Source organism: Rhizobium sp. Rhizsp82 (assembly GCF_047325115.1).
GTDB lineage: Bacteria > Pseudomonadota > Alphaproteobacteria > Rhizobiales > Rhizobiaceae > Rhizobium.
Genome location: NZ_CP168569.1, coordinates 257196 through 272180 on the forward strand (window position 1 = coordinate 257196; position 14985 = coordinate 272180).

14 protein-coding genes, 1 tRNA gene and 1 pseudogene are annotated in these 14985 nt (G+C 57.3%); 7 read left to right on the forward strand and 9 right to left on the reverse strand.

What is annotated here, in order from left to right; all coding sequences use genetic code 11:
* Positions 1-13 precede the first annotated feature (13 nt).
* The 4 genes from ACEN84_RS01220 to ACEN84_RS01235 all read right to left on the reverse strand — a co-directional run bounded on the left by ACEN84_RS01220 (position 14) and on the right by ACEN84_RS01235 (position 4861).
* On the reverse strand, positions 14-325 hold the full coding sequence (locus ACEN84_RS01220; RefSeq protein WP_112716013.1) for a PepSY domain-containing protein: 312 nt from the start codon (positions 323-325) through the stop codon (positions 14-16).
* A gap of 458 nt (positions 326-783) precedes the next feature.
* Positions 784-1140 carry a DUF6894 family protein gene (locus ACEN84_RS01225; RefSeq protein ID WP_199629685.1) on the reverse strand — a complete coding sequence of 119 codons (357 nt, stop codon included), beginning with the start codon at positions 1138-1140 and terminating at the stop codon, positions 784-786.
* 1035 nt (positions 1141-2175) lie between these two features.
* Positions 2176-2952 (reverse strand): SDR family oxidoreductase, encoded by a 777-nt coding sequence (locus tag ACEN84_RS01230; RefSeq protein ID WP_112716017.1) that lies wholly within the window; start codon positions 2950-2952, stop codon positions 2176-2178.
* A 1351-nt stretch (positions 2953-4303) separates the two neighbouring features.
* Positions 4304-4861: a response regulator gene (locus ACEN84_RS01235; RefSeq protein WP_413708916.1), complete on the reverse strand. Its 558-nt coding sequence runs from the start codon at positions 4859-4861 to the stop codon at positions 4304-4306.
* On the opposite strand from ACEN84_RS01235, the gene ACEN84_RS01240 reads away from it, so the two are divergent.
* Together ACEN84_RS01240 and ACEN84_RS01245 are read left to right on the forward strand one after the other, a co-directional pair.
* Complete coding sequence (locus ACEN84_RS01240; protein ID WP_413708917.1) at positions 4860-5003, forward strand: hypothetical protein; 144 nt, start codon at positions 4860-4862, stop codon at positions 5001-5003. The two genes, ACEN84_RS01235 and ACEN84_RS01240, sit on opposite strands and share 2 nt — an antisense overlap.
* A gap of 303 nt (positions 5004-5306) precedes the next feature.
* Positions 5307-5380: transfer RNA gene (locus tag ACEN84_RS01245), tRNA-Ile, on the forward strand.
* 326 nt (positions 5381-5706) lie between these two features.
* On the opposite strand, the gene ACEN84_RS01250 is transcribed toward ACEN84_RS01245, so the two are convergent.
* Both ACEN84_RS01250 and ACEN84_RS01255 read right to left on the reverse strand, forming a co-directional pair.
* Positions 5707-5871 carry a hypothetical protein gene (locus ACEN84_RS01250; RefSeq protein ID WP_413708918.1) on the reverse strand — a complete coding sequence of 55 codons (165 nt, stop codon included), beginning with the start codon at positions 5869-5871 and terminating at the stop codon, positions 5707-5709.
* Positions 5872-6511: 640 nt separating this feature from the next.
* On the reverse strand, positions 6512-7321 hold the full coding sequence (locus ACEN84_RS01255) for a mechanosensitive ion channel family protein (protein WP_413708919.1): 810 nt from the start codon (positions 7319-7321) through the stop codon (positions 6512-6514).
* Positions 7322-7627: 306 nt separating this feature from the next.
* Between ACEN84_RS01255 and ACEN84_RS01260 the strand changes: the two genes are divergently transcribed.
* Positions 7628-7825, forward strand: coding sequence for a hypothetical protein (locus tag ACEN84_RS01260; protein WP_413708920.1), 198 nt, complete (start codon positions 7628-7630; stop codon positions 7823-7825).
* A gap of 698 nt (positions 7826-8523) precedes the next feature.
* On the opposite strand, the gene ACEN84_RS01265 is transcribed toward ACEN84_RS01260, so the two are convergent.
* Entirely contained in the window at positions 8524-8676 is a 153-nt protein-coding gene (locus ACEN84_RS01265; RefSeq protein WP_199629683.1) for a hypothetical protein, read from the reverse strand.
* A 400-nt stretch (positions 8677-9076) separates the two neighbouring features.
* Between ACEN84_RS01265 and ACEN84_RS01270 the strand changes: the two genes are divergently transcribed.
* The gene (locus ACEN84_RS01270) at positions 9077-9556 is read left to right on the forward strand and encodes an MgtC/SapB family protein (RefSeq protein ID WP_199629682.1); all 480 of its coding nucleotides are present in this window, start codon (positions 9077-9079) and stop codon (positions 9554-9556) included.
* A 36-nt stretch (positions 9557-9592) separates the two neighbouring features.
* Here ACEN84_RS01270 and ACEN84_RS01275 read toward each other — a convergent pair.
* Positions 9593-9769 (reverse strand): annotated as a pseudogene (locus ACEN84_RS01275) (IS110 family transposase); the annotation flags it as partial.
* A gap of 641 nt (positions 9770-10410) precedes the next feature.
* Complete coding sequence (locus ACEN84_RS01280) at positions 10411-10782, reverse strand: hypothetical protein (RefSeq protein ID WP_413708921.1); 372 nt, start codon at positions 10780-10782, stop codon at positions 10411-10413.
* Between the two features lie 460 nt (positions 10783-11242).
* Here ACEN84_RS01280 and kaiC point away from each other — a divergent pair, with 460 nt between their 5' ends.
* The 3 genes from kaiC to ACEN84_RS01295 are packed head-to-tail and all read left to right on the forward strand — an operon-like array spanning position 11243 to position 14708.
* Positions 11243-12928: a circadian clock protein KaiC gene (kaiC, locus tag ACEN84_RS01285; RefSeq protein WP_413708922.1), complete on the forward strand. Its 1686-nt coding sequence runs from the start codon at positions 11243-11245 to the stop codon at positions 12926-12928.
* 11 nt (positions 12929-12939) lie between these two features.
* Complete coding sequence (locus ACEN84_RS01290) at positions 12940-13233, forward strand: circadian clock KaiB family protein (protein ID WP_246777753.1); 294 nt, start codon at positions 12940-12942, stop codon at positions 13231-13233.
* Positions 13230-14708, forward strand: a complete 1479-nt coding sequence (locus ACEN84_RS01295) for a sensor histidine kinase (RefSeq protein ID WP_413708923.1) — start codon at positions 13230-13232, stop codon at positions 14706-14708. The genes ACEN84_RS01290 and ACEN84_RS01295 overlap by 4 nt, the downstream gene beginning before the upstream one ends.
* The last annotated feature ends 277 nt before the right edge of the window (positions 14709-14985 follow it).

Sequence of the window (14985 nt, forward strand, 5' to 3'; positions counted from 1 at the left end):
CTTCAACGGTCCATTACTTGGCGAGTGTCACGTTGCCCTGAAAATCTAGGGAGACAGCTGCATCAGCGCCGTCTTTTTTGGCTGTTGCGCGCCAGACGCCCTGATCATCGAGCTTCAGTCCCATAACGTCCGAAAAGCCGGCTTCCTCGATACGTGACTTCGCCTGACTTTCCGTGAAACTGTTCTTACCAGCCACAGGCGCGCCGGGATTGTGCTCGGTATTTACGGCCGGGGTCGTCTGAGAGGTCGACGGTGTCTCGCTCTGGGCAAAGGCGACCGTCGCCGACAGCAGCATGGCGGCGGTAAACGTCGTAATCTTTTGCATGGAAAGCTCCTGTTGTTGCCAGGACGAAACTTCGAAAAAAGCAACTTGTTCCGACGCTTACATCAAGCTGGGACAACAGTCGCGTAAATGCGCGAGGCGCGAGGCGCTTGCGCAATCACTGCGATGTCAGACAATATCGGGAAACGCCTAGAACTCGTGAGCAGATCGACCGGCAGTGTTCCTACCTGCGTCCCCCGAGGGTCAAACAGGCGCTACCTCAGCCCCAGCGTCGTCGCCGCGATCGATGTCGCGCGATAGCGTCCAGGGTACGCGAACCGACATCTTTGAGCACGTGTTCAAGGCCTCGCCAGAGTTGAACGGTAGTGACTGCGTTCTTGGCATCTGAACCCGACCTCGCAGAGATCAAGCCAATGTGCGGTGGCTCCGCCGCTGCCCCGCAGTCTCAGCGAGGAACCTGAATTTGCTGTCTCGAAAAGACGCTGCAGCAAACGAGAAAGCTATATCTCGAAGGGAACGTGCGCGACAATCGCGCCTGTCGGGTCTCTGATTTCGAACACCAAGCCGTCTAAACCACGGCAACGGCAACCGAGAGCGTCGAGTATCTTGCGACCATCGACCAACGCAGCCGTAATAGCGGCGCCGACATCCGGAAACATGCACCCTACTTCATCGCGGACACGTCGCGACGCCATGTTGACGTCGAAAAAGAACCGGGTGGCGATAGACGTTTCTCCGTTGTTAAATGAGCCCCGCGAGGCGGAGCCGGCGGCGCAGGTGTTCTCAACGCATGCTTCTGGCAGCGTCAGGGAAAATTTTGGAACTGCTAATGGATCCCGTCCGCGATAGCCCGACATGTTGACTATCCTTTCCGGTCACCTGATAGGTGGGCAGCTTCGGCAGCACCTTCAACCGTGAGACATTGCGCGTCCGATTGCGTACAGACGCGCCCCTTAAGTTTTCCCGGGCTTCCACCGTCCTGGATCTCCTTCGAGACTGTCGATCCGGCCTGTACGATGAGCGGCCTGAAAGAGGAGCGCTCGCGAAAACTTCCTTGGAAATGTGGGTGGAGCCTGATGGGCAAAATCAGTCGGTTGATTGAAACCTGACGCAGCAAACGACCGACGAGCGAGCGGGGACCGTCGGCAATCTGCAGAACTGCGCGCTGCGAAGACAACAGCCGTCCGAGTAACCCTAGCCTTGGGTAGACCGCTTCAGCGCAAGGGCACCCGCATTAGCGGCTGTCTCCGCAAGACGGGTGGGAGGCTGTGGCAAATCATTACTTTGCATGATAATGCGGTCGTTGATTAAGCAAGATTTGACGCGAAAAGTGATGCACAGGTTTCTGACATATCTCAGCTTTGGCTTTTTGATCTGCGTCGCAATATCGATCTTTCTCATCGTCGTGGTGAGCGAGCACTATCCGGGGCCTCTTGTCGCAGGGGTAGACATGGGCGCCCGCGAAATTGGCATTGGACTTCTATGCGTCGGTGCACTGGGCGCAGCAATCATTGCCGTCCGGCTCGTCCATGCCTTAATTTCCCTCTACTCCAATTCCTGATGTCAAGCCCTTGTGGACCGATGGAAAGGCGGCTTTCCACCGGGAGCGATAACTTTTTCGCTCCAGCTGCGACTGCGCGTCGTTAATGGCGTGGCCCAAGGGCTAGACCTCGGGCGAGTTTTGGGTAGGGTCGCGACAATCGACTTGTCGCGTATCTGATTGGATGCGAAAGCTGTGAGAGGACTGGACACGCGACACAAGATTGCAGCCGTTCATCCCTTCGCGAGCGCTAGGTTCGGTCTCGCCCCAGCCGGCCTTCGGTGTCGTCAAATGGATCGATCGAGGCACCGCTCGCTTTGACTTCGCAATAACTCTATTTCTGATTCAACTGTCATCGAAGTAGCCCTTGGCCTCCATCGACCCAGATCGGAGAACCGGTGATATGTCGCGACCTGTCAGATGCCAAAAACGCGATGACCTCGGCAACGTCTTCACTTCGACCGGGCTTGCCGCCAGTCAGCGGTACCTGTCCTTCAGGCCAGATGACGGGTATGGCTGTATCATCCTTCTGCCGGAGGTTTGTGTTGGAACCAATGTTGGTTTCGATTTCGCCCGGGCAGACGGCATTGATCCTGATGTGGTGACGGGCGAGCTCCAATGATAGCTGCTGAACCATAGCGACCTGTCCCGCTTTCGTGGTCGTGTATGCTGTCGCTCCGGGGGTGGTGAAGGTCCGGGTTCCATTGATCGAGGACACAACGATGATCGCGCCACCACCCGATTTCTTCAAAAATGGCACCGTCTGCCTAATCGTCAGAAATGTGCCAGTGAGATTGACAGATATCGTCCTGTTCCATTCGTCGAGCGTAAGACTATCAATCGGCGCCCAGGCACCATTTATTCCCGCGTTGGCAACAACGGCATCAAGCCTGCCATACATGTCTACAAGAGAGGAAACCGCCGTCTCCATCTGCCTCTCGTCAGAAATATCGGCATCGAGCGCAATCGCATTGCCTCCCAGAGCCGCGATATCGTCAACGACGGCAGCGAGTTCGCGGTGAGAGTGACCCAAGGCGCCAATAGAGTAGCCGTCGCGTGCCAAGGTCAAGGAAGCCGCCCGACCTATTCCCGATCCGGCTCCGGTGATCATTGCTACCCTGTTGGTCATGTCTTTTCTCCGCTGACTGTTCCTAAAAACGCGCGAAAGATAAAAACGATGCCGTACGGTTGCGAACAACCATCCTTGTTGCTGATGTCTGAGCTAAGCCGGGGCCGCCGGGCCAAGGATCCTAGTTCCGTAGGAGGCGCGAAGATGAAACTACCCTCTGTCTTCGTGGATTTAGATGGGAGAGCCGAGACGAGGGCAGCATTCGCGGACATAAGCCCGGCATGACGGAACCCGCTGAGAGTAAGATCCGCTTTTGGAGCAAGGCTGCTGCGGCAAAGCACGCGAGCCAGAGAGGGACGGAGAGACACATAAGACTGGATGAACAGAATCGCTTAAGACGTGCTAAAAGACCGCTCCTTTGGGTCAGTTGTAGGGCAACTTCAAGGGAGCGGTCTGATGCAGCGTTTTTCGACGTCAGCACAGTCACACTACCACGCTCGGGCCGGAGGGCAAGGATTGGTCCGCTACCGTACCGGTCGTCTTCCCCTGCTGTGACACACTGATCGATCGAACTCCATTACAGGTCGCTGGAGTGTCCTGCGTCAGTTGGATATACGAGGTTTGGCGGCCCTGCTGATGGGCTGCCCGCTCGCCGCACAGAGGTCAAACGTAGTCCTGGCGGGAGCGACCTTAAGAATTGCCTCAGCCGATGCAGTTTTTGCTTCTGCTGCAGACCAAGATCGGCGCTACACAAATGGGTAGAGGTACCCTGGCACTCGCTCTCTTCGAAAGTTCCAAATGGAAAGGGCGCTTCTCGACATCATGTCGGAGCGCCCTTGATCGGGATGGCGACGTTGCGGCGGAAGCCATCGGCCGAGGACTTCATCTGAGCGGATTCGGATGTCCCATGCAAGATCCATGCCTCGCCCCTTAACGTCGGGAGGCGGCGTTGCACACAGTTCCTCCACATGTTCTCCACAACCTGTCCACAGCGCAAGCCTCTGGAAAGGCTACGGCCAAGGGCTTCTCCGAGATTCTGTGCGTAAAGCTATATGATAGGGACGACGACGCCGCGAAAAAGCTGCGAAAATGAGTTTCCGTTCTGAGCCATATAGCTTTATGTTCGCCGCGCTTTCCTGAGCGCAGGCGGCGGACCTCGGAGAGCCGCGGCGGCGAGCATTCGATGCTTCCGCCGCATCGTTTAGCCGGGGAGCAATGGGTAGCAGGCAAGGTCCGGACTTTCGTCGAAAGCGGAACGCACGACCGCGGGAGTGGTGTCTGCCCGCCCGCTCCAGCATGTCGATTTTTGGTGCGGCTTGGCCCTTGATTATTTGATCCCTATGCATTGCTACTCAACCGGCGTGATCGAAGTCGTCGCAATGTTGGTCTTGCGTTTCTGTCAAAACTCGCGCTAGCAGTCGTCGCGACGCCGGTTCACGTCGCCTATCGTTCCGAAGCCTGGTGCCTGCAGCATTCGGACAATCGCGTCATATGTGTAGGGCTTGGGAATAAATGACACGCCGCTCGCAAGGTCAAAAGCACCAAGTCTAACATGTCCAGAAGTGACGATGACGCGAGTCTGCGGCGAGCGGGCTCGCACCAGGGAGGTAAGCCCCAGTCCATCCGTCGTACCCGGCATATTCACATCGGTGAATACAGCGTCAAAATCATTCCGTTGAAGAAGGACGAGAGCCTCGTCAGCGTTGCTAGCCTCAAGGACCTCAAAGCCGGCGTCTTCCAGGGCCTCGACGGTAGCAAACCGTATCAGCGGCTCGTCGTCGACCACCAGAACGCGCCTCACTTGCTCCCGCAGCGCCTCGTAGGGGACCTCCAGCCGCCTTTCGCGGTGTTCCCATTCTTCGGCCGCCTTGGCCCAATGCTCGCGATCTTTCCCATTTGGACAACCTTCAGATTGCCATATCTCGTGAGCTCTGATGCTGATCCAGTTATATTGGCTATGTTCCATCATGTCCTCCGATGCTAAAAAACGCGGCCTCGCGCTCGCGGTTCCGGACGGCTACAAGTATTCAACGAAACTCGCCCGCTTGCCGGATGATAGCGGGGCCAAATCGACCGAGGACGAGGCTGATCGTGGTTTTCCGGATATTTGAGAGAGTGAGGGAGCAGTACACGGCGGCAGTCGTTCTCAATTTTTATGAAAGTTATTGCAATGGATCAAGTCGTAGCAATCTCTGAAGAAACCGGCCTTGGACAGGCGCTCCTGCGCGAGGCCGATCGTCTTGGGGTCGGATACGGAGCTGTCCGAGAGGCATGGCAGCGGCTCTGGGATGAGGACGAATTGCCGACCTGCGGCCTCCAAGAGTTGCCCACTGTTATTTTGACAGTAGCCCGCGAGAGAAACTTGCGGAGTTCGTCAATCGCTGGCGCTAATGCGCATAAGGAAGGGAAGGCGGGCCTGTCGCTCAATGGTGAGAGCCGTCGGCTCATAGCCGATTGATTGCAGGTTCGAACCCTGCCGGGGGACCCATCGCTCAAGGTCGAATTTAGCTCCATGCTCATCAAATGCTTCCAAACGCTGGCGGACAATTACCCGTATCTGCGCCGCCCGTTCAGCGCCGACTGAACCGTCTGTCGGCGGGTCCGGCAGAGCAAGCTCATCCACGCCGCGCGCAAGGGTCGCCGCCAGTTCATCCATGGCCGTGTCCGCCGCCACCGGAATACCCGCCGTCGCTGCAAACCGCCGGAAATCCGCTTTTTTCAGCCGTTCGTCCTTGCCGCTGATTTTCAGCGCCATACGGACCGAGCTAAAATCTCCTCTGCCTGGTTCCGCAATTTTCAGGACGGCCATGTTCTTCAGGTGCTATCGCCGTCCGCGATCAACCACGCAAATAGGGTCCGATGCAAGACCAGCAGCAAATCGGTGACGGCGTCGGTGGAAAGGGGACGCACTGCTGCCCCAATCCGCTCCATGGTGCCTGTGGCTTTGTCTTCCGCCCGCACGCCCAGAACGGATGTCATGTCCTCGAGCGCAATACGGCGCTTTTCGTTAGGAACGCACTATGTAACTTTGGCGTATTTCAGATACGGAAAAGTTACACCATTTCGCCTGGAGATCAAAGATTGCTGTCAATCGCGTATCTACAATACGCGATAGTGACGCCCCTCACCATTTTCAGCCGGTCCGGAACAGCGATTGCGCGTTCCGTGTCGGCTCTAGCCATGCAGGGAACATGCAGTACAATCGATGATGTACGAACCTACGGGCAGCTGTTTGGGGACCGGAACAAGCACAACTCGGCCACTGGAACCTGACTTGAGCGTCCTGTCGGCACCGGGTCTAAACCTTCGCCGAAGACCTGCTCATATGAATCGGTGCGCAAAACGAAGAGTAAACGCATTACCGACGCGTACGCCGACGCGACGGACCTGGGTCGACATTCTCATGTTGCTGGGCATCCTATCTCCTGCGCAAAGTCGTTAACGAGGATGGTCGGCAGTTTCTCTCTGAATTTACCCTTGAACAGGTTCCACTCACGAAGGACGTTGCCGCGGGGCGGAAAGCAAGTCACCCTTTGCCTAGGCGGCCGCTCGGCCGATAGCTCTCCTTAATGGTGAACTATTCTTGGCAGGTCTCGAGCAACAAGCGCCCTCCAGCATTTCACTTTAAAGCAATTCCTTTCGCGGCCAACCCGGCCTTGAGACCGTCGATGATTGCGTGCCTGGTTTCCGTCCATTCACCCGTGGATGCCCAGTATTCGATCTTGAGAGTGATCTTGTCGGCACTGAGATCGTCCGCAAAAACGCGAGGTGGCGGATCGGAGCGCACGCGCTTATCTGACGAGATGATGTCCAGAACCAGCCTCTTGACCATGTTGCCGTCAGCGTCATTCCCGATCGCGACGGACATCTCCTGGCGTCTGTCCTTTTCCCTGCTATGGTTTATGATGGGTGTGTTCCATAGCGTCGAATTCGGAGCGAGCAGGTACAGGCCGTCAGCGTTTCTGAGCTCCGTTGCAAAGAGGCCGATCTCTCGAACCAGGCCCTTCACACTGGACGTCTCGATGTATTCGCCTACGCGGAACGGCCGTAGTACTAGCAGCATGATCCCGGCCGCGATGTTTTGCAGCGTACCCTGGAGCGCCAGTCCGATTGCCAAGCCTGCGGCGCCGAGAGCGGCGACGATGGATGCTGTCTGCACCCCGAACTGGCCGAGAACCATGACGAACACCAAGATCAGCAATCCGTAGTGAAGAACGCTCTCAAAGAAACGAGCGAGCGTTTCATCAATCCCGTGGATTCGAGATAGACCCTTATAGGCCCATCGGCTTAAGAAGCCGGAGAGAATCCAGCCGCCGACCAGAAGGACAACTGCGCCTGCCAAAGCCAATCCGTAGTGAATGAGCAATGCTCCGATCTGCGCTAGCGCTGTTGGATTAGAAGCAACGGCCTCCGTGGTATGATTTTCCATGCAAATGTCCTGTCTTTGGAAGCTGACGGTATCGTCCTCCATTCAGCAATGTCGGCACAGCGTGGCTGGTTCCATCAAAACAGCGGCTTGCGGTACCGCGCGTTGAAGCGCCGAGGCAAAAGCGGGGTGCTTCTTTGGACTGACCCCCTGACATACATGCAAAGCAGCCAGATGCTTGACGGCGGAAACGACGCTGTTCGAAGAGCGCGTACCCAGTCCATGCTTTGATCATGTCACGCCCTTGTCACGCGACATCGCCGCGCTTTTGAGCATGATGTGGTGAGCACACTGTTTTTGGAACCGGACATGAAGCTTTCGAAAATGACCGAAGTTTATCAGCGCGGCGGCCGCGAAGAACTGATCATCGCCATAGAAATCTTTTCGGCCACAACAAAGGCAGAGATGCTTTTTGACCTGGATACCAGCCCCGCGAACAACGCCCTTCGAAGGCGTTACCCGATCCCGGCTGAGCCGCAACCGAGCGTCGAGGATTATTGTTATTAATATCTTCAAGATTGACCTGGTCGCGTCCGTCTTCACGGCGACAAATAGACCTCTCAAAAACTAATCGCCTAACGACATACCGCCGGCGGTCGGCCCCTGCCTTGCCAGGGCTCGTTTTCCGGCCATCAGGCCGCATATAAAATTGGCCAGGGGTTGCAGGACGTATTTGTTCCCGTTATGTTCCGGCTTTCCGGAGCGCCTGCGTTTGAAATCCTCCATATCGCTTTACCGAGATCAGAGACGGCTGGCAGAGACGAAAATGCGTGCGCTCTCGCACGACAATCCATTACGCGCGAAGTATGCGGCCTGGATCGCGGACCTGCTCGGGCGGGAAGCCACCGCTGCCGACAGCGCCTTGGCCAGTTTGGCTGGAAACACGGCGCCGATGCGAAACGCGGCGGCAGCGCCTGAATCGGTCGTGAGAGTCGAAGTTCCCGCAACGGAAACATCGGGGACTTCCAACCATGAGATGACATCGCTAACCGTTGCAGAGGCTTGCCGCAAGGCTCGGCGTGAGAACCAGCTTCTCCGGCAAATGCTGGCGCGGTACGACCGGTCTTAGCGACCCTAAGGCCGGTCATGCGAACCGGCCACCGCAATGACGTGGCGTATGGACATTTCGTTCAGGCCCGCTGCCAGGACGCCAGGAAGCGGCATCGTGATGCCGCCGGATGTCGCGTCTACGGGGGCGGCGTATCCTAGCGTGGGCCATTAGATCCTTCTTTCGATGCCTGTTGGGACGCTTTCTTCAGCCCACGAGCCGCTTCCTTGGCAAGCTCCTCCCGGTTCCGATCGGCAACTGCGGGATCGCTTCGCTCAGCATCGCTCGTCTTGTCGTTTTCCTTGCTCATGAGTCTTCCCTTGGGTGATTGGGGAAGCGGCGGTCTGCCTTGGAAGAGCAATGGCCGTCGCTGCTGACCTAAGCACGCCGCCGACCTTTAGTTCCCAGATTTGAGGCCGGTATGGGCAAGGTAAGACAATAGGCAATCAAAGCTTCCGAGCCGCTGCGGTTCCTGAAAATCCGAAGAGCTCAGGACTTCCGGAACGCGCCATTCACGTCCTTCGGCACAGCTTCAGACCTTGTCGCCTCTGGTCCGGTTCGTTTCGAGGGTGCAGATCCACTGCTCGATCACCATGCCGTCGGCAAAGCTGGTGCCAATATCGCTAGTTCGTGGGCGGCATCGAGGTCACGGCACCTCTTGTCGGAAGCCCCCACGCTCCCATCTTCGGCGTGAGGCACGGGGGTGAGTGATGGAAAGTTGGCTTGGCAGTGTTGGCGTCCATATCGATCTTCTGCGTAATCTCGGTGTCCTCGTGGTCGCATACGCCCTAGCTCTTCCGATCGCATGGGACCGGGAACGCAACGAGCGAAGCGCCGGGCTTAGGACCTTCCCTCTCGTTGCACTTGCGGCCTGTGGCTTCATCCAGGCCGCTGAGACGGTCACCCGCGAAAATGCGGAGGCCACAGCGCGCATTGTCGAGGGCATTATCAATGGCGTGGGTTTCATTGGCGGAGGTGCAATTCTGGTGGGCAAGGCCAGCATTAGGGGAACTGCAACAGCCGCCAGCCTGTGGGCAACGGGTGCAATCGGCGCGGCAGTTGGGCTGGGCGCCTATGAGACTGCGGTCGTGCTCTCTATTGCGACCTTCGCGACATTGCGCTTCATGACGAGCTTCAAGGTGGACGACAGGGACGCAGTCAAAATACCGAAGGACCAGCAGGACGGATAGAGTGTTCGCAAGTCGCGACTAAAGTATCCGTGTTGATCAAGCCATCTTCGGGACCCATTTCTGTTTTTTTCGCAGCAGTGCGTTAGCCAATACGATGAGCTTACGCATGATCGCGGTTATGGCGACCTTTGGCGCTTTTCCTGCGGTTTTGAGTTGGTCGTATTTGACGCTGAGATCCGGGTTGAAGCGGCAGGCAACGAGGGCCGGCATGTACGATCCGCTCTACATCCTTTGTGCCGATCCACCGGACAATGGCGGCAAATCCCTTGCGGTCATTGGCAACCTTCAGCGTTTGGCCGTCCGGCAGGCTGTGCAGATCGATATGGTCTTTCGAGATGTCCGCGCCGATGGTAATGTCAGTCATCTTTTGTGATCTCCCATGCTTGTCATCCGAGCCCGAAGCTCGGGTATCCGTTCAGGACGATTGGAAAAGATGGGGGCGATCGTACTTTAGTTCGGCCCGGCATTCGCAAGAATGGCGGCCTGCGCGTCCACGATCCGTCCCCCATCGCCGGATGAGGGCGGCTAGCCTCTCCGGCGCTTCTTTATCTCACCAAGAAGCAAGCATAAGACAAGCGCGTCAACGCGCTTCGAGTACCGTCAATAAAACAGGGGCAGCGCGAATACCGGACGCATTAGAGATTCAACTGGGGATTCATTCAGTTCGCTGACCACAAGAGCAACCCTTGGGCGGCGAGATTCCTAGCGATGCCGACCCTGTTTATCGTCCGGTTGGGCTGATGACTTCGGCGCCTTTGTCGTGAAGCTCGGTGCAGCGGATGAGACGAAGATTTCGACCTCAAGTTCTCCGCCGACCGGAAGATGAAAGCGCCCCGCCGAAGCGGGGCTTTTAGTTACTTGCAGTTTGCCTGCTCCTGCGGCGTCATCGTCGACGGATCGTGGTTTGGCGTTGTTGTCGTGTGAGCGCAATTGTCGCTGTCGGACGAACCGTTATTCGTCCCCGAATTCGTCGATGCGCCTGAATTTGTCGTGGAATTGGTGGCATTGGGGTCGAGCGCGTTCCCGTTAGAGCCATTGGCACTGGGGTTGACGGTCCCGTTGTTGCTGGAGCCACTGGTGCCCGTGCCGCTATTCGCGCCAGAGCCAATGGAACCGCTACCCGAGGTGCCGCCGGTAGCGGAGCCGGCGCCACCTGAAGCCTGAGCCATTGCGGATGTTGCAAGCCCGAGCGACAAGACTGATGCGGTGATGATCTTCATAAGCATGATTTTCTCCTTGAGCTTTGTGAAGGACATGGACTTAACCACCGTCAATCGGGCTTGTTCCTGATTTTGGCAGAAAATCCTCAGGATCACAGAAACGTCTCTGAAGCGATCAGGCAGTCCGCCCACTTCGATACCGGCGCAGTGCACTAAAAGCTAACCGGACCGGGCAGTTTTGCGATTGAAGCGATCGCGGGCCGGTGCCGGGTTCACCCTACACACTGTCTCCCAAGCATCAGCAGCCACTCGTGTGAAGCGCGCGATGCAGCCGCGGCGGAAATTGTTCTAAAATAGACCGATAATGGATTATGCTATTCAATTAGAGAGGTTTTTCTGGTTGATTGACGCGGGCGGATACGGGCAGTTTGATGGTGGGGGGCAGGAAGAGCGCGAGTGACGATTTGCTAACGGAAAACCATTCAGATACGACAGCTTCAGAAGAACATCACAGGACGTCGCATACATGGCTGATATCGCCGGGATCAAAAAGTCGCTTACGGGCATCGCCGGCTTCGATGATCTGACGCTCGGCGGCCTTCCGACGGGGCGACCGACGCTCGTGTGCGGTACAGCCGGCTGTGGCAAAACCTTGTTTGCCTCAACCTTTCTCCTCAACGGAGCTCGCGACTATGACGAGCCTGGCGTCTTCGTCACCTTCGAGGAACGGCCGGTTGATATCGTTAACAATGTCGCGTCGCTCGGCTTCGATGTGCAGAGCTTGATCGAGGCTGACAAGCTCTACATCGAGCATATCGTCGTCGATCCATCCGAACTTGAGGAAATCGGCGACTACGATCTTGAAGGTCTCTTCCTGCGCCTGGAACTAGCGATAGACCAGGTCGGCGCAAAACGCATCGTGCTCGACACGATTGAAAGTCTTTTTTCCGCATTTACCAACCCCGCCATTTTGCGCGCGGAAATCCGCCGGCTCTTTGACTGGTTGAAGGACAAAGGCTTGACGACGATCATTACGGGGGAGCGCGGCGACGGGTCACTTACCAGGCAGGGCCTTGAGGAGTATGTTTCGGATTGCGTCATCCTGCTAGACCATCGCGTTCATAACCAAATTTCCACCCGCCGCCTTCGGATCGTCAAATATCGTGGTACCGCCCACGGAACCAACGAAATCCCTTTCCTGATTGATGAAGATGGTTTCAGTGTCCTGCCGGTTAGCACACTGGGCCTGAACCACAAGGTATCGAACGATCGTATTTCATCAGGCGTACCAGATCTCGACGCAATGCTGTCGGGAGGAGGGTTTCACCGGGCAACAAGCATTCTCATTAGCGGTGTTGCGGGCTCGGGCAAGAGCTCATTGTCGGCCGCGTTTTGTAACGCCGCCTGTGAGGCCGGCGAGAAAGCCCTCTATTTTTCGTTCGAGGAGTCCGTCGACCAGACCGTCCGTAACATGCGCTCGATTGGCACCGATCTCGCGAAATGGATTGAAGCTGGAAGAATGCACTATATCGCTGTGCGGCCAACCTTTTACAGTCTCGAAATGCACCTTGCCATCATGCTGCGCGAGATCAACAAGTTCGATCCCTCTCTTGTTGTCCTCGATCCGATTTCCGCCTTTGTTGGAAGCGGAGATCCGCTTGAGGTCCAATCGATGCTGTTGCGCATGGTCGATTTCCTCAAGTCGCGCGGTACGACCGCTGTCTTCACGCACCTCATGCATTCCCAGGAAGGGGTCACGGAGACGGACGCCGGCCTATCGTCGCTGATGGACGCTTGGATATTGTTGCTCAATCGCGAGGTCGGCGGTGAATTCAACCGCGAGCTCTATCTGCTCAAGGCCCGCGGGACGGCCCATTCTAATCAGGTCCGTGAATTTGTCATGTCAGACAATGGAATCCAGCTTGTGGCGCCATATATCGGCGATGGAAGGGCGTTGACGGGGTCCCAGAGACAGGCAGAAGAGGCACGGCTTCGGAAGGCGGAGCTTGAGCGTCGGGCGGACGTCATCCGTCGGGCCGATCGGCTGAAGCAGAAACGCCGCAGGACGCTTGCCCAGATTGAGGCTCTTCAGGCAGAACTTGACGCCGACGAGGCCGAATTGAATTTCGACGCTGAGGCCGAGCGGGTCTATCTCGACCAAGCTGCTTCGGATAGGTCTGATATGGAGAAAAGCCGCCGCGTGGCGGAATGACGATGGAAGATATGGAAGACCAACCTACCGGAACGCCGAAGAAACTCACGCTTTATGTTGCGGGCCAGACCCCGAAGTCGCTGGCTGCGCTCCAGAACCTCGAACGAATCTGCGCCGAGAGCCTTCCAGGCAAGTATGTGATCGAAGTCGTTGATCTTCGAAAGTCGCCGCAGCTTGCGCGTGAGCATGGGATCGTTGCCATTCCGACGCTGGTGCGCGAACTACCAGTTCCCATCCGCAAGATCATCGGCGACCTTTCGAACACGGAGAAGGTCCTGGTCAGCCTTCAGGTGGAAGGCGAATGACGTCTACTACGGTCTCAAAGGCTGAAAGCCTGAATGCCGACCTTCGCCGGCGCCTCGAGGAGGCGGAAGAGGTCATCCGCGCTATCCGCGAGGGGGAAATCGACGCGCTGGTCGTCCGCAATGAAGCGAATGGCGAGGAAGTCCTCACCCTCGAAGGAGGCGTGGAGTCCTATCGCTCTTTCATGGAGGCGATGAACCTCGGCGCTGCGGCTTTCGACAGGTTCGGCAATCTGCTTTACGCCAATAGAGCCCTGACGGACCTTGTCGATGTTGCTCGCGACGCCCTGGACGGGCCGGTGTTGTTCACAGCGCTTGGAGCGAACGGCGCAAAGGCGCTGAGAGACTTGATTTCAGCAGCGCATCCCGCGACGTCGGCCGTCGAGGTCACGCTTGGCAGCGGCGATGGCGCAAGACACCTGCTGATAGCAGCCGGCGAAATGACGCTTGGCACAAATTCCGGTGTTGCCGTCACCTTCACCGATGTTACCGCGCGCATCAACGCCGAAAAGCGTGCCCAGGCTGAGCGGACAGCTCTTGCGATCCTTGCTTCGGCCGTCGAGGCCGTCGTGGTTTGCGACCTCAACGGTGTCGTCACCCACGCCAACGCCTCCGCATCGTCGCTTGCCGGTGCCGATCCGATCGGCTCTACGTTCGACGAGGCATTCGCACTCGATTTTAGAGGAGCGACCGGCTTGATGCAGGGCGGCGATTTTCTTGACGTCGTCGCCAGTGGCCAACCAATTCAGGGCATCGAGGCAATAGCACCGCGCAGCCGTGGCGCAAAGGACGTTCTCGTCAGTGCGTCCGCGCTGATGGTCGGCGAGGGAAGCATTGGGACGGTCGTCACACTCGTCGATCTGTCGCGCCGCAAGGCAGCTGAGAAGCAGCAGCTGCTGCTTATGGGCGAGCTCGATCACCGCGTTAAAAACACGCTGGCACTGGTCGTATCCATTTCTAACCGGACAGCCTCGACCGAGGAGACGATCGATGGTTTTCGCAAGGCATTTTCTGGCCGGATCCACGCACTGGCTGCAACCCACAACGTTCTGGCTGACCGCTCCTGGGCCTCGATCTTTCTTCGCGATATCCTTTCCACCGAGCTGGCACCTTACGTTAACGAGCTCGGCTCGCGACTTGAGATGATCGGCGACGACATCGAAATTCTGCCGCGTGCCGCCATTGCGTTTGGGCTTGTCGTGCATGAGCTCGCGACCAACGCGGTAAAATATGGCGCCCTGGCAATCGAAACCGGCAAGATCGCCGTATCCGTGGCTGCCCGTGACACATATTTTGAGGTTTCATGGAAGGAAATTGGTGGGCCTGCCGTCTCGATGCCAACCCGACGCGGTTTTGGAAACACCGTGATTACACGCAGCCTTCAATACTCGGCCAATGGCGGCGCATCGCTCGATTTTGAGACCGACGGCGTGCGCTGTACGATCAGGATCCCAGTTGAGGACGTGGTGCAAGCTTAGCCACATGCCACCCGACACCCAGGCATCCACGCTGTCGGCGCTTAAAGGCGGCGGCGAGAGTACCCAAGCGCATAATCATCATCGCATGCGGTGCGCCAGGCACTGTTTGCTTCAAGCCAAGCCCGTCCCCCACGGACCTTGCAGCATGAGCGCCGAAGCATATGTTAAACCGATCTTTGGAAATATGGACATGCGATGCAACATCCCGACGGTGCCTGCCTTTGAACGCTTCCGCCAAGGCACGCTTTGCACAGCTGGTATTACCGCGACTTGACGA